Consider the following 20,513-nt stretch of genomic DNA (forward strand, 5'->3'; position numbering starts at 1 on the left):
ATCGTAACTCATGAGGGCAACCTATGTTGCTACCCCGATATCGACGCCGTCACACATTCACGAAAAAGGGGAACGGCCGGTAGTCGCGGGATCACCGCGATACCGGCCGTCCGGCTGGATCAGGCCGAGTAGGCCACGACCACGTCGTACCAGCGGCGGGTGAGCTCGGTGAGCCGCGCCGGTGGGAGAACCGCTGTGTTGCCGTCGAACTGGGCGACCAGGCACGGGCGACCGTCGCGAGCGACCATCGCGGTGGTGATGTCGACGGTGAAGCGCAGGGGCAGCGCGGGGTCGACCGCCACGCCGAACTCGGCGGTGAACTCAGCCAGCGGGATCGGCGACCAGGGCCCGCTGCCGAATTGCAGCACGTCGAACCGGCCGAGGTGGTTCAGCCGCAACTGCGCGCGCGCCGTGCGGTCGCGCTCCCCCAGCTCGGGCCTGCCCGAGGCCGGGGTCCAGGTCGCGGCGAGGCGCCCCGGCACGGCCAGGGTCTCCTCGACGGTGAACCAGCCGACCCGACGCGAGTCGTCCTCGGCCGGGCGGCCGTGGGATTCGCGGGTCAACGCGATGGCGCCGGTCTCGTCGGCGGTGTCGGGGAAGGCGGCCGCGCAGGCCACCAGCATCGCCTCGTCCAGGCTCACCTCGTGCTCGGCGCAGGCCGCCAGCAGCCGCTCGGTGTGGTCGGGGCCCAGTTCCACCACCTGCTGGACGGCGTGGGTGGCGCGGTCCAGCGCGGGGTCGGTGTAGCGGTCACCGAGCACGCCGCCGCGGATCACCGGCGCGACCGGAGCCGAATCCACTTCGGCGCCACCACCTTCCGGGGCGATCTCGCGACCCTGTGCCAGGTTGCGCAGGTCGTCGGCGAGGATCAGCCAGGAGACCACGTCCACCGCGAGGTGGTGGATCGAGAGCAGCAGCCTGCCGTCGAGGACGGTGGCCGCGACCATCCGCCCGGCGTCCGGGTCGAGCCGGTGCACGGTCTGCGCCAGGGCGGCCGCCGCGGTGAGCGAGCCGTCGGCCACGACGGTGAGCTCGGCCGCGCTGGAGGTCTGCTCGACCACCAGCACCGCCGCGGCCCCGTCGCGCCGCAGCCGCGAACGCAGCGTGGGGTGGGCCACGGCCAGCGCCTCCAGCCGGGCGACGACCTCGGTGACACCCACGCCCTCGGGCAGCGTGAGCACCTGGCTCTGCGCCAGATACCGGTAGTCGCCGTGGGCGAGGATCTCGTGGGCCAGCGCGGTCAGCGGCAGTTCGGTGCCCGCCGGGGTGACCTCGGTCGCCGCGAGACCGGTCTCGCCGTTGTCGATCCGCTCGGCCAGCTCTCGCAGATCCGCCGCCGCGAGCACGTCTTTCGCGGCCACGCTGTACCCGGCGCCGCGCAGCCGCGAGACCAGGTCGATCACGCCGATGCTGTCGATACCCAGGTCGATGAGGCTGTCCAGGATGCCGATGCGCGCACCCGCGCCGTCGCGCATGGCCGTGATCAGTTCCAGCAGCGCGCGTTCGGTGTCGGTGGCCGGTTCGGCCTCCGGGCCCCGCGCGACCGGGGCGGTGAGCAGGGCGGTGGCGGCGTGCACGTCGAGTTTGTCGTTGCGGTTCAACGGAATCCGCGCGACGTGCACGATCCGGCTCGGCACCAGGAACTGCGGCAGGCGGCGCGCGGCGGCCTGGCGGATCTGCGCGGCGGTGCGGTCGGCGACCACCAGCGCGCCCAGCCGAGTACGGCCGTTGTCGGTGAAGGCGAGGGCGACAGCGTGGTCGACACCGTCGATCTCACGCAGCACCACGGTGGCCTCGTCGGGCTCGACGCGATAGCCGTTGATCTTGACCTGGCTGTCGATGCGACCCTCGTAGATCACGGTGCCGTCGGTGGCGCGGCGCACCAGATCGCCGGTGCGGTAGCGGCGTCCGGCCGCACCGGCGACGAAGGTCGCCGCCGTGGTGGCCGGACGGCCCAGATAGCCCAGCGCCAGCTGACGACCGGACAGGTACAGCTCACCCTGTCCGCCGGGCGGTACCGGACGCAGCCGGTGGTCGAGTACCTCGGCGGTCATGCCGTCGAAGGTGCGACCGATGGTCGGCGCGGCGTGCTCGTGCACGTCGGCCATCAGCGCCTCGACCGTGGTCTCGGTGGGGCCGTAGAAGTTGATCACCCGGGTGTCGGCCAGACCCTGTAGGCGCCGCCAGGTGTCCTGGCTGATCGCCTCGCCGCCGAGGGCGAGCACCGACAGGGGGCACTGTTCGCGCCCGTCGACCGTCTCGAACAGCCCGGCCTCGATCAGCCTGCTGAGCATGGACGGCGAGGTGTCGAAGATGTCGATGCCCTCGGCGCGGATGGCCGCGACGATGCCGTCGGCGTCGGTGCGCACCTTGTCGCCGAGCAGCACCACCGCGTGCCCGCTGAGCAGCGCGACGGTCGGCTGCCAGGCCGCGTCGAACCCGGTCGACCAGCCGTGCCCGATCCGCAGCTGTCCTCCGGCGCGCTCGGCGGCCGGGGCGAAGATGCGGTGTTCGTGATTGGACCAGTGGTTGAGCAGGGCGCCGTGCGGGACGACGACACCCTTCGGGCGACCGGTGGTGCCCGAGGTGAAGATGACGTAGAACGGCGTGCGCTCGTCCGGAACCCGGTGCACCGCACCGCGAGACCCGGCGCCACGCGCTGAGCCGACCCCGACGGCCGACCCATCTCCCAGCCGTCCGGCCGCTCGTCGCGCGGCGGCCCTGGGCGACAGCGGGTCGACGGTCGACGGCGAGGCGCCGGAGTTGCCAGGCCCGTCGACGACAGGCGCCACGGTGGCAGCGGTTCCCCGACGCAGGACGCCGGAGTTGTCCGGCACCAGGTGTGCGAATTCCCTTCCCTCGGAACGCACTTCGGCCAGCAGACCGGCCAGTGATTCGTCGGCCAGCACCACGCGCACGTCCGCGGTCTCGAACATGTACGCGAGCCGGTCGGCCGGAGTCGCCGGGTCGACGTGCACGCACAGACCCCCCGCTTCAGCGATGGCGAAGGGGGCGTGCAGGACTCGGCGATCACGCGGGAGCACCACGGCGACCGCCGTACCGTTCCCGACACCGTGCGCGCGCAGTCCACCGGCCAGCACCCGCACCGCGGAACCGAATTCGGTGAAGGTGTGCTCGCCGATCTCGTCCACCACGGCCACCCGCGACCCGGCGGTGTCGGCGGCGGCCAGCAGCGCCTGCGGCACATTCGCGAACGGCACCGGATGCGCGGGGCCCACGGCCAGCGCGGCGGGTTCGTCGGCCAGCAGCACCGGGACGGCGCAGCCGCGCTCGGCGTCGACGAGGGCGCGGACCACCGCGAGCAGTCGGCGGGCGAGCCGGTCCGGCTCGAAACGCTCGACCAGGTCGGGGCGGATCTCCACGCGGGTGATCAGCTGGTTGTCCTCGACCACCGGCACCACCGCGATCGGGTAGTGGCTGGGCGAATCGATGCGGCGCGGGGCCAGGGTGGCGCCGTCGGCCAGCGGCATGCGCGCGGTGATCGAGCCCATCGGGGTGTTCTCGAAGACCAGCAGCGTGTCGAAGAGCTGGCCCACACCGGCGTGCTTGGTGATCTCGGCGATGCCGAGGTACTCGTGGGCGCGCAGGGCGGCGACTTCACGCTGGAGCTCGGCGCCGAGAGCGGCCGGGGTGCGCTCGTCCATGCGCACCCGCACCGGGATGGTGGTGACCAGCGCGCCGACCAGGCGATCGGCATTGGGCAGCGAGGCGTCGCGCCCGGAGGTGGTCTGGCCGAACACCACGTCGTCGCGGCCGGTGAGGCTGGACAGCACACGGCCCCAGGCCATTTGCAGCACGGTGTTGAGGGTCAGGCCGTTGGCCCTGGCCCAGCGGGTGACCGTCTCGGTCTCGGCGCGGTCGAAGCGGGCCTCGCCGAGCACGGGGATGTCGGCGGGGGCGGGCCCGGCGAGCATCGGCATGGGTGCCAGGCCAGCGAGGGCGGTGGTCCAGGCCGCGATGGAGGCGGCGGTGTCGCGCGAGGCCAGCCAGGCGGCGTGCTCGCGCAGCGGCGGGGCGGGCGGCAGGGCCGCGCCCTCCCCGCGATGCAGCGCCATCAGGTCCGAGAACAGCAGCGGGATCGACCAGCCGTCGACCACGATGTGGTGCGCGGTGCAGATCAGCTCGTAGTCCTGCTCGCCCACCCGCGCGGCGGTGACGCGGAACAGCGGACCGTTGTCCAGGTCGATCCGGATGCGACCCTCGTCCCAGTAGCGCTGCCGGGCAGCGGCTTCCGGATCGGCGGTGTCACGCAGGTCGAGTTCGGTCCAGCCGATGTGCCCGGCGGTGGTGGTGAGCAGCACCGGGTGCGGCAGGCCGTCGGTGACGACCGAGCCGCCCAGGTGCGGATACCGTTGCAGCACTTGGTCGAACGCCTTGCGCAGCGTCGACAGGTCGGCCAGGCCCTCCACCCGCACGGCGAAGGTCACCAGGTACGGGTCCACCGCGCCGGAGGTGGTGCTCACCGAGTAGAGCCCGCGCTGCAACGGCGACAGCGCGACGACGTCGAGGATCTGCGTGCTCACTGCCCGAGCTTCTTCCCCAGCGCCGCCAGCATGGCCGGATCGAGTCCCGAGGCGCTCAGCGGGGCCACTTCGGCCGGGGCCGGGGCGGGTTCGGGCGCGGGCTGGTCGGCGGTCTCATCGATCAGCGCGGCCAGTTCATGGATGGCGGGCGAGCCGAAGACCTGCTGCACATCGAAGGTGTAGCCGTTCTCGGCCAGGTCGGTGACCAGGCGCAATGCCGCGATGGAGTCGCCGCCGAGGGAGAAGAAGGTGTCCTCGCGGCCGATCTCGTCGTCGTCGTCGAATTCGAGCACCCGCCGGATGGCCTCGATGACCGCGCGCTCGGTGTCGGTCTGGGCGGGTCCGCCCTGGCCGGGCAGGCCGAACAGATCGAATTGCGTTGCGGGCGCGGCGAACAGGCCCAGCGTGCACGTCTCGTCGGTGCCCGTGGCCCAGGCTCGGCAGCGCCGTTCCAGGTGGGCGGCGAAGGCGTCGAGGTCGGGCAGGGCCGGGCCCTGGAGGGTCACCACGACACCATCGGCGTCCCCGGCGATGTCGACGACCAGGTCCACACCGTGCGGCTGGACCAGCCGACGATCCAGTTCACGCACCTCGCAGCCACGCAGCCGCGCGGTCCGCGCCGCGGCGCGCACGCCGACCAGCACCTGGAACAGGCCACCGGTGGCGACCGCACCGGCGCCTTTGAGCTGATGGGTGAGCCGCTCGACGCGGGTGCTCGCGTTGGCACGCGCGGTCGCGACGAGTTCGGCGGCCGCGGCGACCTGATCGCGCGGCGTGCCGGTGGTGCTCGTGTCGAACCGCAGCATCAGGTGATTGGCGAAGTGACCGATGGTCTCCTCGGCGCCTTCGGCGTCGCGGCCCTGGTCCAGGAGGCCGACGGCGAGATCGGTGCCGAGGCCCGCCTCGCTCAGCGAGCGGGCGACCAGGCTGGCGAAGGCCGCCGCGCGGTCGTGTCCACCGGCGAAGTCGGCCAGGATCTCCGGGTCCACGCGGAAGCGGCGGACCGGGTCGGCGGACGCGGCGCCCACGACGAGTTCGGCACGCTCGGGCAGTCCGGCCAGGCGCTCGAGCCAGTAGCTCAGCGACGGGTCGTCGGTCGGGGTGGTGGTCAGGCTCTTGAGCTGACGCGGCACGAACTCCGCGAACTGCGCGACCGCCGGGGCGACGGTGCCGGTGTTGTAGGCCGTGCACAGGGCCTCGACCAGCAGGTCGAGGGCGAGGTCGTCGGCGGCGACCGGATGCACGGTCAGCGTCAGGATCGAACGCTCCCCCACCACGAATCGGCGGAGCCGCACCGGGACGCGCTCGACCAGGTCGAAGCGGTGCGCGGCCTCGGCGCGCAGGGCCTCGGCGAGCTGGTTCTGTTCGACCGCGACGGTCTCCACCACCGTGTCCGGCACCGCGACGACCCGCTGATACGGCACGCGCCGATCCGCGGGGAACACGGTGCGCAGCGCGGTGTGCGCCTCGAACACACCGGCGGCCGCGAGCTCGAGTGCCTCGGCGTCGATCTCACCCACGAGTTCCAGGGCGAGGAAGACATTGGCCGCCGGGGTGTCGCGCAGACGCTCGGGCAGCAGGGCGGCCTGCTGCGCGGGCGCCAACGGAACAGGGCGCGCGGGCGAGCTCATCGGCCGACCGCCGCGAAGGTCGGATCGAGGGTCTCGAGCAGGTACGGGATCGACAGCGGGGTGGGGGTGTTCACCGCGCTGATCGTCTTGGTGTCGACGAAGGCGATGCCGCCGGAACGCACCGCGGGCAGGTCGTTGTAGCCGGGCAGTTCCTTGAACTTGGCCTCGAACTGCGGCATCGCGCCGCAGATGAGCGCGTCGGAGGTCAGCTCGTTGAGCCGCTCCGGCGACAGCGCCAGGCGGCCACCGGCGGGGGCCTGGGCGGTGATGTTGGCGGGGATGCTCATGCCGAGGCGGGTGAACAGCTCCGAGGAACCGTCGTTCTGGTCGGCCAGCACCATCAGCTGGGCCGGGCCGGTCAGCATGCAGGTGAGGAAGGTCTTGCCCTTCAGGTTCGGGTACTTCTGCGAGACCGCGTCGATCTTGCCGTTGACACCGGCGATCACCTCGGTGGCCTTGCCCTCCTCGTGCAGCACCTTGCCGAGCACGGTGAGCTGGTCGGACCACTTGTCGACCTGGGCGTTCGGGGTCACCGCGCCGATGGTGGGGGCGATCTGCGAGAGCTTCTCGTACATCGGCTGGTCGACCAGGAAGCTGGGCACCAGGATCAGGTCGGGCTCGACCCCGGCGATCTGCTCGGCCATGTCGCCGCCCATCTTCAGGACGGTCGCCTTCTCCAGCTCCGGCGGGGTCCAGGGCAGCTGTGACTTGCCGCCCATGGCGACGCTGTCGGCGTAGGCCACCGGGGTGATCCCCATGGCCTGGGTGGCGTCGAGCCACTGGCTGCCCAGAGTGACCACGCGTTCGGGCGTCCCGGACACGGTGGTCTCCCCGAAGTTGTGCGTGATGGTCACGCCGGTGCCCGCCTCGGTGTCGTCACCGGAACCACAGGCGACCAGGCCGGAGACCAGCCCGAGCACCAGCAGCACCAGTCCGGCCCGAGAGGCCGCGCGCCTGCGCGGTGCCTTGTTGTCTCGCCGCATAGTCATGGACAGAGCTCCTTGTGTACGCGCCCGCGGATCGTTCAGCAGGTCTTTGTCGATAGTAGGTTAGGCTAAGCGAATTTCAGCCAGCCATCAGTGGTCCAGTGCGCACGATCACCGGTCGGCAGGAGTTCGCCGCCGTCCGGGCCCGCCTGCGCCACGCCACCGATCCACACCTGTCCGGTCACTCCGGGCGGCACCGGGGCACCCGATTCGTCGAGCACCACGACGCGCGCGCCCGGCACCGGACGCACCCGGCCGGACCCGTCGAGCGGCCCCCTGGCCACCGTCCCCGCGTAGCCGGACACCGCGTACCCGACCATGCCGAGCATGCCCTGCGGCGCGGCGACCCGTAGTCCCTTGTCGCCCAGCACATCCCAGCGCCTGGTCCCGGCCTCGGTCGCATCGGCGGGCAGCGCGGTCGCCGTGGCGACGACATGGGTCGCGCGCTCCGACACCACCGCGGCCACGCCCTCGGGCGCGAGTTCCACCAGCGCGCCGTCGGCCAGTCCGGCCAGCGCCTCCACCAGCAGACCGACCGGCCCCGCCTCGACACCGATCACCCGGCACTGCGCCGTGGAGCGCGCGGGATCGGGGCGCGCGGTGTCGCGGCTCGCGGCCACGCCGCGCCGGTCGGCCACCGCGGCGGCCAGAGCGGCGGGGCGGAAGGACGGCGTGCCGGGGAATTCCAGCAGCGTGCCGGTGGTGTCGGCCGCGACCAGTCGTTCGAGGGTGGTGAGCAGCGTGTCGAGCGGGCCGCCTCGCTGTGCCGTGGCGGGGATCGTGTCGTCCGTGGAGTCCTGTCGGTCCCGGGCCGCCAGCGGACCGTCGATCGTGGTGTGTTGGACGCGGGCGGCGGCGAGGCGCGCACAGACCGTACCGAAGTCGAGCGTCTCGGTGCCGCAGCGCAGCGCCGGGCGCACCGACGGGTAGGTCAGCGCGCGGTCGAGCAGGTCGGCGAGATCGGGGATCTCGGAAACCTCGACGCCACAGGACCATTCACCGAGCACCCGCCTGCGTTCCTCGGCGGGCATCACATCCAGATCGGCCAGCGCCAGATCGGGAGTGTCGGCGAACGCGCCGAGGACGCGCAGCATGCGCCGGGCGAACAGGTGCGCGGTGTCACGGTGGTAGCGCTCGGCATTGAGGGTGACCGTGGCGGCGAACCCGCCCTCGTGGTCGGCGGTGAAGCCGAAACCGATATCGCGCAGGGCACCGTCGAATTCAGGGGGCAGCACGGTGGCGGTGAGACCGGCGCCGAAGTGCGGTGCCACCAGCCGGTCCTGGTCGCTGAAGTGCAGGATCGTCGCGTAGCTCTCGGAACCGTCGACCGCGTCGCGTGCCACGTCCTGGTGGCCGTAACCCGCCAGCGCCGTGGCGCGGGCCCGGTCCAGCACGGTGCGCAGCGACGGGTTGCCGCGCAGATCGGTGCGCAGCGCGACCACGCCCGTCAGCGGGCCGACCACGCCCGCGGCCATCGCCTCACCGCGTCCACCCACGGCGGCGCCGAGCACGAGATCCGTTCCGGCACCGAGCTTGTGTAGGAGAGTGAGGACGGCGGCCTGGTAGAGCATGAATTCCGAGGCACCGGCCGATTCGGCCAGCGCCCGCAACCGTTGGCGCAGCTGCGCCGGAACCGGGAATCGGGCCGAATGCCCGCTGACCCCGGCGCGCCGCGCCGCCGACGGCGCGGCGATCGGCAGGTCGGGCGCCGGACCGAACGCCACCGGCGCACCGGCCAGGGCAGCTCGCCAGTAGTCGCGCTGGGCGGCGAGCGCGTCAGCCGCCTCGTCTTCCCAGCGCGCCACATCGGCGAAGTCGAATTCGACCGCAGGCCAGTGCGGTTCGGCGTCGGCCACGCGGGCGCGGTAGGCGATCGCGGTCTCGGCGAGCAGGATGCGCAGTGAGCGGTGGTCGGCGATCAGCTCGTGAGCGGTGAGGACTACGACGTGGGACTTCTTGTCCGCCACCAGGATCCGGATGTCCAGCGGAGGCGCCACGCAGGGGTCGAAGGACTGTCGTACCGCGGCGGTCCGTGCCGTTGCCAGCGCGGGCGCCCCGGAGGTCGGCAGAACGGTGATCGCGATCGGCTCGGCGGACCGTGAGGCGACGGGCACGCCGTCGACCTCGGTGAACACCGTGCGCAGGATGTCGTGTCGGCCGACGGCCTCGACCAGCGCGTGACGCAGCGCGTCGACGTCGAGGCGACCGTCCAGCCGCACCGCCAACGAAACATTGCCCGCGCCCTGCGCATCCGTCGTGCTGTCAGCAGCGACCGGATCGGCTGTGGTGGTCCCGGCGAGTTTCCGCGAACGGTATCGATCCCAGCTCGCCCGTTGCGCCCGTGTGAGCGGTGCCGGGCCCGCGTCGGCCTGTCTGCGCAAGGGCGGCAGGGGAATACGGGCCGGGGGGCGGGATTCGATGAGGGCCGCCAGTCCGGCGACGGTGGGAGTGTCGAAGGGGACGCGCACGTCGATGTCGACGCCGAACTCGGCCCGGATGCGGGCGACCAGGCCAGCGGCCAGCAGCGAGTGGCCACCGAGTTCGAAGAAGGAGTCCTGGGCGCCGATCTCGGTGCGGCCGAAGAGTTGGGCGAACAGGGCGGCCAGGCGGATCTCGGTCTCGGTGGCCGGGGCCCGGTGCGCACCCGACCCGGCGCGCAGGGCCGCGGGGAGGGCGCGGCGGTCGAGTTTGCCGTGTTCGGTGAGCGGCAGCGCGTCGAGCAGCACGAACTCCGCGGGCACCATGTAGTCGGGCAGGGTGGCGGCGACGTGCGCGCGCAGGGCGGTGAGATCGGGTGAGGTCCCGGCGGCGGGCACCACGTAGGCGGCCAGCACCGTGCCGAGCGCCGGGTCGGCCGAGGCCACCACGGCGCACTGACCGACCTCGGGATGACCGGCCAGCGCGGCCCGCACCTCGGCCGGTTCGATCCGGAAACCGCGCACCTTCACCTGCTCATCGGCCCGGCCGACGAATTCCAGTGCGCCGGAATCGTTGCGGCGCGCCAGGTCACCGGTGCGGTAGAGGCGCGAGCCCGGCAGGAAGGGATCGGCCACGAAGCGCTGCGCGGTGAGCGTCGGACGATCGTGGTAGCCGCGCGCCAATTGCGCACCGCCCAGGTAGATCTCGCCGACCACACCGTCGGGCACCAGCCCGAGCCGCTCGTCGAGCACATAGGCGTACACATTGCGGTTCGGGATGCCGATCGGCACCGTCCCCGGACCCTGCGGGCCGACGACGGGCATGTGCGTCGCGCAGACCACGGCCTCGGTCGGGCCGTAGTGGTTGCGCAGTTCGGCGTCGAATACGCCAGCGAAGCGGTCGGCGACCTCGCCGGTCAGCGCCTCGCCACCCACCGGAACATGGCGCAGCGCACCCCATTCACTCACTTCGGGCAGCAGCAGGAAGGTGCTGAGCGTGGAGGGCACCATGTGCAGCACGGTGATCGCGCAGCGCGAGATGAGCTCGGCGATGTGCGCGATGTCGCGGAAGGCGTCGGGTTTGGGCACCACCAGGCAGGCGCCCACAGTGAGGGTGACGAAGATGTCGAGCAGCGAGGCGTCGAAACTCACCGACGACGACTGCAACACCCGGTCCTCGGCGGTGAGGTCCCACTGCGCGCAGAAGCCGATCAGGTGCTCGGCGATCGCCGCGTGCGGCACCGGCACGCCCTTGGGCTGGCCGGTCGAGCCGGAGGTGTAGACGAGGTAGGCCAGATTGCCCGGGCGCAGCGGCCGCCGCCGTTCGGCGTCGGTGGGCGGGTGTTCGGGCAGGTGCAGCGCGGTTTCCTCGGCGGCGGCCAACTCGACCGGGCCGAGCATCAGGCGCGCGCCCGCGTCGGCGTCGAGGAAGGCGATGCGCTCGTCGGGGTAGGCCGGGTCGATGGGCAGGTAGGCACCGCCCGCCTTGAGCACGGCCAGCACCGCGACGATGAACTCCACCGAGGTGCTCGACCGCAGGCCGACGATGTCCTCGGTGCCGATGCCCTGGCCGATCAGCCAGTGCGCCAGGCGATTCGCGCGCAGATCGAGGTCGCGGTAGGTGAGCGCGAGATCGGCGGCGTGCTCGCGGCCGGGGGCCAGCAGGGCGAGGGCGTCCGGGCGGGCGCGGACCTGGTCCTCGAACAGCCGGACCAGGGTGGTCGGCGGGGTCGCGACGAGTTCGCCGCGCGAGAGAGCCAGGAGGTGCTCGCGTTCGTCGGCGTCGAAGAGTTCGAGGTCGCCGAGGCAGGTGTCGGGGGCGGCCGTGGCCCGGGTGAGCAGGTGCCGGTAGTGGCGCAGCAGCCGGTCGACCAGGGCGGGTTCCAGGCGGTCGGTGGTGTATTCGGCGTCCAGCCGGGCACTGTCGGCGCCGACGACGACGCTCAGGCGCAGCGGCAGCCGCGCGCGGCCCGCTTCGTCGTCGAGGCGGGTCGCGGTGACTCCGGCCAGGCGCAGCGGCGCGGGCTCGGCGCGCACGGCGAAGCCCAGCTGGGTGATGACCTCGAGGCCGTCGCGCCCACCGGTGCGGCTGGGGTTGACCGCGCGGACCACGTCATCGATGCCGACGCCGCCGTGCGCGCGGGCCCCGGCGCAGGTGACCTCGGACGCGGCGACCAGCTCGGCGAAAGTCTCGGCGGCGGAACAGGAACCGCGCAGCAGCACGGTATTGCCGTAGTAGCCGATCAGCTCTTCGGTGTCGGCGGCCCTGGTGGTGACGGGGGCGGCGACCAGGAATTCGGTCGCGCCGGTGTAGCGCGACACCGCGGCCTGCCAGGCGGCGAAGAACACCGCGAAGGTCGAGACGCCGTGCTCGGCCGCGAATTCCCCGACCGTGGCGAGCAATTCGGCGGGCAGTGCGGCTCCGGCCCGACGGCCACGCCCGGCCTCGGTCTGCGCGAACTGCGGACGGCCCGGCAGTTCCAGCGCGTCGGGCAGCACGTCGAGGGTCCGGCGCCAGTAGTCCAGCGCCTGCTCGGCCGAGCCCAGCGCCTCCGCCCGGGGCACACCGAAACCGTCCCCGACTGTCGGGGAGTCATCCCGGACCGGCCGCTCGTCCGGCGCGCCGACAGCATCCGAGATCCGGTTGGCAACCGGGACGTCGGTCACGGGCGAGTCCGACCCGTCCGCGTCGAGATACGCCGCCGACAGCGCGGTGGCGAAGATCGATGCCGACTCCTCGTCCCAGGCGATGGTGTGCGCCACCAGCGAGAGCACGAATTCGGCTGCGCCGGTGCGGATCAGGGTGACCCGCAGCGGGGCCTCGCCGGTCAGGTCGAACGGAGCGCCGACCGCCCGGCGCAGCAGCACCGCGACGCGGCGGTCCCGGCTGCGCGCGGACAGTTCGGACAGGTCGTGCTCGGTCCAGCTCGGCAGCACCGCCGCGTCGACCACCTGATACGGCTCGCCGTCACCGCCGAGACCGTAAGTGGCGCACAGGATCCGGTGCCGCTCGGCCACCGCCGCCACCGCCGCGCGCAACCGTCGCACATCCAGTGCCCCGGTGAGCCGGTAGCTCACCGCGACATTGAGCGAGGCGTCGGCCAGATCCCGGGTCTGCAGGAACCAGGCCCGCCGCTGCCCCGGCGCGAGCGGGGCCCGCCCCGGCCTGGACACGGCCGCGATCTCCACGGTGGGCACCCGGCTGGCGGGGTGGGCGACGGTCGTCATGACTTCCTTCCGACCTGGGTTGAACTGATTACTCCGCGGAGTCGGTGAGATATCCACCGCGCCGGAAGAATTCGGCGCCGTCGTGCTCCACGCCGTCGGCGGTGCGCACGCGGGTGATCACCAGGCCGCGGTTCTGGCCGCGCACCGGGTTCGGGCCGCTGACCACGGCGCCGCCGTCCTCCTGCACGATCACGCGACCGTTGGTGCCGCCGTAGCGGGCCTCGGAGACCTTCGCGGCCAGCACCTCGACGCGCTCACCGCGGTAGTAGCTGTAGGCGCGCGGGTACGGCTCGGACAGGGCGCGCACGAAACGCTCCAGGTCGACCGCGTCCCAGGTCCAGTCGACGCGGCTGTCGCGGTCGGAGCGCTTGTGGAAGTAGGTGCGCTCGGACTTGTCCTGCGGACGCCACTGCGCGGTGCCCGACTCGAGCGCGGCCAGGCCCTCGGCGACCGCGCCGGGGATGAGCTCCATGCCCGCCAGCACCAGTTCGGTGCCGGTGGCGGTGGGGCCGATGGGCAGGCGGTGCTGCACCAGGATGTCGCCGGTGTCGAGCTGCTCGTCCATGCGGTGCACGGTGAGGCCGAACTCGGACTCGCCACTGATCAGCGCCCACAGCACCGGCGAGAAGCCGGTGAACTTGGGCAGCAGCGAGTCGTGCAGGTTCAGCGTGCCGTAGCGCGGCATGTTGTAGAGCTCGGCGGGCATCCAGGTGTACCAGCTGTTGACCACGATCACATCGGGCTCGGCCCGCTTGACCAGGTCGATGGTCTCGGCGTCGGCCGACTCGGTCAGATGGACCGGGATACCGTGCTCGCGCGCCAGCTCCTCCACCGAGTCCGACCAGATCCCCTTGTAGGAGTCCTCGCTCGCCGGGTGGGTGACCGCCAGCACGACCTCGTGCTCCGAATCGATCAGAGCCTGCAGGGTTTTACGGCCCCAGGTCTGGAAGCCGAACGACACGATACGCATGAACCGAACCTCATCTTCTCGAATTAGTAAGGCTAGCCTATCCTAGTGCCCTGTGCAGTTCGGACGCGGCCCTGAGTGCCGCGCCGGAGCGCACCGAGGACTCCGCGAGCACCCGGTCGGACAGTTCGCCCAGGCAGCTGAGGTTCGGGAAGCCGGGCCCCTGCGCCATGCCCGCCATGTTCGGCAGGAAGAGCTTGGCCTCCATGCCCGCCACCGCGAGGTCGTGACCGATGGCGGCCTCGAGCCGGGTGCGGTCGATCGGGCCGCCGATGGCCAGCTCGACGAGGTCGGCGGCGTCGGAATCGAACATCTCCAGGAACCACAGCGGCTGACCGCCGGTGGCATCGATCACCAGATCGAAGGTGTGGGTCGCGTCGGGGCGGCGCTCGTTGCGCAGGGTCAGCTCGATGCCGTCGCCGTCGCCGCCCACGCGGACCACGCGGCCCTGCAGGTGGTGCACGCGACTGTCGCCGAGCAGGTTCTCCTGCACCCGCACCGAGAACACGCCACGGTCGGTGCGGCGCACCACATCCCGGCGCTCCTCGATGCTCAGCGCGCGCCACTTGCCCGGGTCGCTGTAGAGGGAGTTCTCGAAGTAGCTCTCGCCGCGGGTGTAGATGGTGGCCGCGGGCGAGATGACCGAGACGGTGAGCACGTCGTGGCGCACCAGTTCGTCCATGGCCGAACCGGCCGTCTCACCGCCACCGATGACGGCGGCCCGCGAGGTGGACGGCAGTTCCCGGCGCCCCACCAGATCCCAGAACTCGGCGATGGACAGCATCTTCGGGTGATCGGCCAGCGCGCGGCCGCTGTTGCCGGGGCCGGTGATCATCAGGGCGTCGGACTGCAACCGGCTCTCGGCGCCGTCGGCGTCGACGACCAGGACCTCCCAGCCCTGCGCGGCGGCGGAGATCGTGCGCACGGTCGCGTGCACCACCTCGACGCCGGACTTGCGCGCCACCCACTGCAGGTACTTGGCCCACACGTGGTGGTGCGGACTCGGCCTGCCGCGGTCGACCCACTCGGCGTAGGTGCCGCGCTCGACCAGGAACGAGGTCCAGCTGAACCCCATCATCGCTTCGTTGATGGCGCGGTTGTGCCCACGCGCCCAGGACGAGTGATAGGGGAAGCCGATGTCCTTCTCCGGGCTGGTGCCCAGACGATGCTGACCATCGGTCCACCCACCGGTCGGCAGCCAATTACCGCCCACCGCATGGGATTCGATCACGACGACCTCGGGAGCGGGGAGTCCCAGCTGCCGCAGCACGTGCGCTTTGGCGGCGACCGCCATGGCCTTGGGGCCCGCACCGACCACCAGAAGTCTGTCCACCGAAGTTCTCCCACGTTCAAGCGTTTGAGCACCCGATTCCGGGGGCACTCTTACATGTTTGCATAGGCTTACCTTATATTGGGGACCGATGCCAGTCACCGTGGTGAAATCACAGACGAGCAGCATCCACTCGCAACGATGGGAACCGAGAAGATGATCAAGAACAAGGTTCGCGCCACCACGGCCGCCTTCGCCCTCACCGCCGCGGCCGTCCTCGGCACCGCGGGCACCCTCGCGACCGCCGCTCCGGCCCTGGCCGGGCCGTCGATCGTGCGCACCACCCCCGCCCCCAGCTCCGGCCAGCTCCAGGCCAAGCTGCAGCTGGTCCTCAACACCGGCGCCGACCGCGGCACCCGGGCCAACGAGCTGGAGAACGGCGCGGCCGGTCTGCCGCTGATGGACCAGATCGGCAGCGTCATGGCCTCGGTCCCCGGCTTCGCCTGGACCGTGAGCAACGCCTACACCGAGGGCTCCTACACCTACGCCGACCTGCTCGTCACTGTGCCCGGCTTCGGCACCTTCCCGCCGATCGCGGCCAGCTGGGTCGATGTCGACGGCACCTGGAAGCTCACCTCCGAGTCGCAGTGCACCATCGCGTACTACGCCTCACTGTCCTGCTGAGCCATCCCCCAGGTCATCCGGCCCGGCAGCCCGCGGTTTCGCGGGGGCCGGGCCGTCGGCTTCTCCGGCGCCCGGATCGCGACAAACCGAGATGGTTAGGTTAGCCTTACAACATGGGTAAAGGAACCAATGGCCTGATCATGAAGGTCTGGCGCGCCGACAACTACGAACTGCGCGTCACCTCGGTGGAATCGGTCACCGACAAGTACCTGCGCATCGGATTCGAAGGCAACGGCCTGCTCGCCGAGCACCCCGCCCATCCGACCCAGTTCATCCGCATCTGGATCCCCGATGCCGAGAGCGACAAGCTGCACCACCGCGGCTACACCCTGATCAACCAGGACCCCGAGAACGACCGCTTCGACATCGAATTCGCCCTGCACGGCGGCCCGGCCAGCCAGTGGGCCGCGCGCGCGGTCGTCGGCGACAAGCTCGAGGCCAGCTCGCTGGGCATGGACGCCTCGCACCCCGACACCGACCAGAGCGACTACGTCGTCTTCGGTGACACCGCCTCGCTCCCGGCCATCAACTCGCTGCTCGACGCGATCCCCGACGCCACCGCCCGCGTCTGGCTGGAATCCCAGTACGACTCCGACCCCACCCTGCCGGTGCACGCGCACGGCAAGCACGAGGTCACCTGGCTCCCCCGCGTCGACGACGGCCGCCTGCTGCGCGAGAAGGCCCAGGAGATCACCTGCACCCCCGGCACCTACGCCTGGGTCGCCTGCGACGGCGCCACCACCCGCTCCCTCGTGAAGACCTTCCGCACCACCCACGCCCTCCCGAAAACGTCCATCAAGGCCCGCGCCTACTGGAAGTAGTCCAGCGGCCTCGGCCGCTGACGGCCGGGATGTTGTAACAGTTGTTGTCGTACACTCGTCGTATGACAGCTCCCCGCCCGGGCTCGACCTCCAACGTCTCGGTGTCGCTGCCCGTCGACGTCCTCACCGCTGTCCGTGATCGCGCGGGGCGGCGGGGCGTCTCGGCATACATCACCGAGGCCGTGCGGCATCAACTCGAGATGGACGGCCTCGCGGAGATCGTCACGGACTTCGAAACCACGCACGACCCGTTGACCGAGGACGAGATCGCGGCGGCCGCCGACGACATGTTCGGCGATACCGGCGAAGCCGACGGCCGGGGTGCCCCGTGAAGGAGCCGCAGGTGCGCTCCGTCGTTCTGGATTCCCAGGCATTCGCTCTCCTGCTGCGGCAGGACCGTGCCATGACCGCGCGCATCGAGGCAGCCCGTCGCAAGGGCATACCGGTGCGGATCTCCGCCCTGACCATCGTCGAGTCCGTCTACGGCAAAACGGATTTCGCGCGTCTCAGCTGGTATCTGGCCCGGCTCCGAGTCGAGTCCGTCACCCAGGACGACTCCTTGCTCGCGGTACGGCTGCTCCGCGACGCGGGCGGCTTGCACGGACACAAGTACGCGATCGACGCCTTGGTCGCGGCGATGGCCCTGCGCGCACCGGCGCCCGCCCTCGTCCTCACCTCGGATCGAGACGACTGGCAGAAGTTGTGCGGAGATCGGGTCTTCGTCCGCGACGTCTGACCGGGAGGATTCCCAGCACGGTGATGCCGAGTCATCCTTGGGAGTGACCCTGAATCCCACCTGACGACGACGCGCGGCGCGGCTGTGATCCGGCACGCTGGACGGACAGTCGTGCGGATGCCGTGCGACCCGATGTCGCCGAGGGGGCCGGGTGTCTGTGATCGACGCCGTGTTGTGGGGTTCCGCCGTGGTGTTCGCGGTGGTGTTGATCGCCTTTCCGGCGCGGGGGCGGCGGGTGGCGCCGCTGGTGTTGGCGCTGCTCGGGGTGGGGATGGTGATGCAGTGGGCCGTCGGCGGGTATTGGCACATGTGGCCGGTGTATCTGCTGATCGTGTCGATGCTGGTCTACGTGCTCACCGATACCGCGCCGCCTCGGCGGCGGATCGTCGCGCGGACCGGGCTCGGGGTGCTCGCGGCGGTGTCGATCATTCCGTGGGTGGTGCCGCCCGTGCCCTCGCTTCCCGCCCCGACCGGGCCGTACGCGGTGGGGTCGGAGATCTTCCGATGGGTCGACGAGTCGCGTGCCGAACCCGCGACCGAGGCCGATGATCGCCGCAATGTCGTTGTGCAGGCGTGGTATCCGACCGCCACCGTGTCCGGCAGGCAGTGGGTATACCTGGACGGATCGACCGATCTGCCTGCGCGCGTCAGCGGGATTCCCGGCTTCCTCCTGCGCTACTACGACCGGATCGACACCCACGCGAGCGCGCAGACACCGGTCTCCGACGCGCGCCCCCGCTGGCCGGTCGTCCTGTTCTCCCCCGGCTACGGCGCGCCCCGCGCCTTCTACACCGGACTCCTCACCGACCTGGCCAGCCGCGGCTTCGTCGTCCTGGCGGTCGACCACCCCTACGAATCCGGCGTCACGGAACTGGCCGACGGCACCATCGCCACCACCGTCGAGCACTTCCCCGCCGACGACCCCGACGGCCTGCGCTTCATGACCGAACGCCTCGACACCCGCACCGCCGACCTCCGATTCGTTCTCGACCAGCTCGAACACCCCGACGCGATGGGCCTACTCGCCACCCACCTCGACACCACCGCGATCACCGCGACCGGCCACTCCCTCGGCGGCGCCACCGCCCTGTCCGCGCTGTCCACCGACCCCCGCCTCCAAGCCGCCGCCAATATCGACGGCACCCTCTACGGCCCCCTCCTCGACCGCACCCTCGACCGCCCGGTCCTGCTCATCGACAGCGACCACGACGAAACCGACCATTCCGCCCGCTACCTCGACGGCAACCAGGCCCTCCTCACCCACCTCACCGCCCCCGGCTTCCGCTACGAAATCACCGAAGCCAACCACTACACCTTCACCGACGCCCCCCAATTCCTCTCCACCCCAGCCCGTTTCCTCCTGACCCATTTCATCGGCGGCAGCCGAGGCACCGCCGAAACCCAGCACACCACCAACGACCTCCTCGTCCCCTTCCTCACCGGCAACCACGCCGACATCCCCGCCGCAGCAACCGCACATTCCGGTATCACCGGCGGCCCGGTCCCCCGCTGAAGACCCGGACCTACGTGCCGATGTAGTACCAGCCTTCGCCGGGGACCTCGAAGCAATCGCCGAAGTAGGTGTCCGGGTACTGGCCCACGTCCATGGACCGGATCATCCCGCAGCCGTACTGCGACGCGTACGGGCCGAATATGCCTGCACCGCTGGAGTCAGCGGTGGCGATGCCGCTGGTTCCGAGAACAGCGGTGGCGATGCCCGCTGCCACCGCCAGCGTGCAGCTGGTGAGTCGTTCGGTTCTTGTCTTCATCGCAACCTCCGATGTCATCCGACGGCCGTACCGTCGGGCTCACCGAGGAGATGCGAACGCCCTCGACTTCGGTTCGCGATCGCGGGCATGGCATTTGAAGTACTGGCTCTGCCCGACCTGCGGTCGGGGTTGTGCTCATGCGGTCAGTGGAGGACTTGGCGGTAGGTCACGGAGTTTCGGGGGTTGAAGCCCGCGCGCTGGTAGAGGCGGTTGGCTGATTCGCGGTCGGGGCGGGAGGTGAGGTCGAGGGTTCGGGCGCCGGATTCTCGGGAGGTGGTTATGGCGGCTTCGGTGAGGGCGAAGGCTACGCCTCGGCCTCGGGCGGATTCATCGACGACTACGTCTTCGATGCGGGCGCGTTTTCCGGTGGGGATCACGTAGGTGACCAAGGTGAGCATGCCGACGATGTCGTCGTCCGCTCGTGCGACGAACAGGGTGATGTGGTCGTCGCCCAGGAGTTCGGTCAGTTGGGCCGTGGTGAATTCGGGTGCCGAACTCGACAGCTGCGGTAGGAGTTTCGAAATCGCCCGCGCGGTGTCGTCGGTACCCCGGCGCAGGACCTCGACCGTGATCTCACCCATGCGATGAACGTAACAAACCACCAACGACTTCCGGTTCGACAAAGGCCAGCTCAACGCACTCCACTGGATCCTGCAGGGCCATCGGCACACATCGCGCAAGCCCGCGGGGCAGTGGCGTCCCGGACCTGTCTATGTCACGGACGCCCGCGATCCGAGCATCGCGGCCTACACCGCGCCCGATGCCGACCGGGTCCCCGCGCTGGCTGACGAACTCGTCGACTGGCTCAACACTCCGGACGACACGCACGCGCTGGTCCGCGCGGCGATGGCGCACCTGCGCCTGGTCGCGATCCACCCCTGGTGCGACGGCAACGGGCGCATGTCACGGTCGCTCCAGACACTGCTGATCGCGCGAGAAGGAGTGTTGGCACCCGAATTCTCGTCGATCGAGGCGTGGCTCGGAAGACCCGGAAACACCTGGGAGTACTACCAGGTGTTGAGCCGCCGAGGTGCGCGTTACCAGCCGGATCAGGATGTCTCCGAATGGATCAGCTTCAATCTGCTCGCCTACCACCAGCAGGCACAGTCGGTGCGGGCACGGTTCGAGCGATCCGGACGGGTGTGGGAGCGATCAGCGGAATTCACTGCTCGAGCCGGGCTCGACGAACGCGTGGTCTCGGCGCTGCACGATGTCGCGACGTCGGGGCGCGTGCGCAGGTCCCGCTACGGGGACAGTGAGGGACTGAGCGTCCAACAGGCTCAACGCGATCTCAAAGTGCTGACGCAGCGGGGCATCCTCGCTCCCGTCGGGCGGACCCGCGCGCGCTTCTACATCGCCGGGGACGACTTCCCGGAAGATGTGCTCGAGCAGGCACGCACCCCCTTCAGCCTGATGGATCCGTATCGACACTGATCACCTTCCGAACGTGCGCGGGCTCT

General features: G+C 70.9%; 13 protein-coding genes and 1 pseudogene. 6 read left to right on the forward strand and 8 right to left on the reverse strand.

Annotation, left to right across the window (positions count from 1 at the left end):
- Positions 1–119 precede the first annotated feature (119 nt).
- The 6 genes from QC180_RS21265 to QC180_RS21290 form a co-directional block, all read right to left on the reverse strand.
- Complete coding sequence (locus QC180_RS21265; RefSeq protein ID WP_278264558.1) at positions 120–4,544, reverse strand: non-ribosomal peptide synthetase; 4,425 nt, start codon at positions 4,542–4,544, stop codon at positions 120–122.
- Positions 4,541–6,175: a condensation domain-containing protein gene (locus QC180_RS21270; protein WP_278264559.1), complete on the reverse strand. Its 1,635-nt coding sequence runs from the start codon at positions 6,173–6,175 to the stop codon at positions 4,541–4,543. The genes QC180_RS21265 and QC180_RS21270 overlap by 4 nt, the downstream gene beginning before the upstream one ends.
- A complete protein-coding gene (locus QC180_RS21275; protein WP_278264560.1) occupies positions 6,172–7,164 on the reverse strand; it encodes an ABC transporter substrate-binding protein in 993 nt (330 codons plus the stop codon). Before QC180_RS21275 ends, QC180_RS21270 begins: the two co-directional genes overlap by 4 nt.
- Positions 7,165–7,229: 65 nt before the next feature.
- On the reverse strand, positions 7,230–12,806 hold the full coding sequence (locus tag QC180_RS21280) for a non-ribosomal peptide synthetase (RefSeq protein ID WP_278264561.1): 5,577 nt from the start codon (positions 12,804–12,806) through the stop codon (positions 7,230–7,232).
- Between the two features lie 28 nt (positions 12,807–12,834).
- Positions 12,835–13,776 (reverse strand): methionyl-tRNA formyltransferase, encoded by a 942-nt coding sequence (locus tag QC180_RS21285; RefSeq protein ID WP_278264562.1) that lies wholly within the window; start codon positions 13,774–13,776, stop codon positions 12,835–12,837.
- A gap of 37 nt (positions 13,777–13,813) precedes the next feature.
- On the reverse strand, positions 13,814–15,106 hold the full coding sequence (locus QC180_RS21290; RefSeq protein ID WP_278264563.1) for a SidA/IucD/PvdA family monooxygenase: 1,293 nt from the start codon (positions 15,104–15,106) through the stop codon (positions 13,814–13,816).
- Between the two features lie 138 nt (positions 15,107–15,244).
- On the opposite strand from QC180_RS21290, the gene QC180_RS21295 reads away from it, so the two are divergent.
- The 5 genes from QC180_RS21295 (at position 15,245) to QC180_RS21315 (ending at position 18,797) form a co-directional block, all read left to right on the forward strand.
- On the forward strand, positions 15,245–15,727 hold the full coding sequence (locus QC180_RS21295) for an MTB12 C-terminal domain-containing protein (protein WP_278264564.1): 483 nt from the start codon (positions 15,245–15,247) through the stop codon (positions 15,725–15,727).
- 113 nt (positions 15,728–15,840) lie between these two features.
- The gene (locus QC180_RS21300; RefSeq protein WP_278264565.1) at positions 15,841–16,548 is read left to right on the forward strand and encodes a siderophore-interacting protein; all 708 of its coding nucleotides are present in this window, start codon (positions 15,841–15,843) and stop codon (positions 16,546–16,548) included.
- A 62-nt stretch (positions 16,549–16,610) separates the two neighbouring features.
- Entirely contained in the window at positions 16,611–16,880 is a 270-nt protein-coding gene (locus QC180_RS21305; protein WP_278264566.1) for a hypothetical protein, read from the forward strand.
- Positions 16,881–16,891: 11 nt separating this feature from the next.
- Positions 16,892–17,284 (forward strand): PIN domain-containing protein, encoded by a 393-nt coding sequence (locus QC180_RS21310; RefSeq protein ID WP_278264567.1) that lies wholly within the window; start codon positions 16,892–16,894, stop codon positions 17,282–17,284.
- A 151-nt stretch (positions 17,285–17,435) separates the two neighbouring features.
- The gene (locus QC180_RS21315) at positions 17,436–18,797 is read left to right on the forward strand and encodes an alpha/beta hydrolase family protein (RefSeq protein WP_278264568.1); all 1,362 of its coding nucleotides are present in this window, start codon (positions 17,436–17,438) and stop codon (positions 18,795–18,797) included.
- 10 nt (positions 18,798–18,807) lie between these two features.
- On the opposite strand, the gene QC180_RS21320 is transcribed toward QC180_RS21315, so the two are convergent.
- Complete coding sequence (locus QC180_RS21320) at positions 18,808–19,053, reverse strand: hypothetical protein (RefSeq protein WP_278264569.1); 246 nt, start codon at positions 19,051–19,053, stop codon at positions 18,808–18,810.
- 143 nt (positions 19,054–19,196) lie between these two features.
- Entirely contained in the window at positions 19,197–19,634 is a 438-nt protein-coding gene (locus QC180_RS21325) for a GNAT family N-acetyltransferase (protein ID WP_278264570.1), read from the reverse strand.
- A 49-nt stretch (positions 19,635–19,683) separates the two neighbouring features.
- Here QC180_RS21325 and QC180_RS21330 point away from each other — a divergent pair.
- A pseudogene (locus QC180_RS21330) lies at positions 19,684–20,487 on the forward strand (Fic family protein); the annotation flags it as partial.
- Between the last annotated feature and the right edge of the window lie 26 nt (positions 20,488–20,513).

The sequence above is a fragment of the Nocardia anocheti genome, from assembly GCF_029675105.1.
In the GTDB taxonomy this organism is placed as follows: domain Bacteria; phylum Actinomycetota; class Actinomycetes; order Mycobacteriales; family Mycobacteriaceae; genus Nocardia.

Coding starts and splice junctions, on each gene's coding strand:
- QC180_RS21270 (WP_278264559.1), bottom strand. CDS start 6,175: ATGAGCTCGCCCGCGCGCCCTGTTCCGTTGGCGCCCGCGCAGCAGGCC.
- QC180_RS21275 (WP_278264560.1), bottom strand. CDS start 7,164: ATGACTATGCGGCGAGACAACAAGGCACCGCGCAGGCGCGCGGCCTCT.
- QC180_RS21280 (WP_278264561.1), bottom strand. CDS start 12,806: ATGACGACCGTCGCCCACCCCGCCAGCCGGGTGCCCACCGTGGAGATC.
- QC180_RS21285 (WP_278264562.1), bottom strand. CDS start 13,776: ATGCGTATCGTGTCGTTCGGCTTCCAGACCTGGGGCCGTAAAACCCTG.
- QC180_RS21295 (WP_278264564.1), top strand. CDS start 15,245: ATGGGAACCGAGAAGATGATCAAGAACAAGGTTCGCGCCACCACGGCC.
- QC180_RS21300 (WP_278264565.1), top strand. CDS start 15,841: ATGGGTAAAGGAACCAATGGCCTGATCATGAAGGTCTGGCGCGCCGAC.
- QC180_RS21305 (WP_278264566.1), top strand. CDS start 16,611: ATGACAGCTCCCCGCCCGGGCTCGACCTCCAACGTCTCGGTGTCGCTG.
- QC180_RS21320 (WP_278264569.1), bottom strand. CDS start 19,053: ATGAAGACAAGAACCGAACGACTCACCAGCTGCACGCTGGCGGTGGCA.
- QC180_RS21325 (WP_278264570.1), bottom strand. CDS start 19,634: ATGGGTGAGATCACGGTCGAGGTCCTGCGCCGGGGTACCGACGACACC.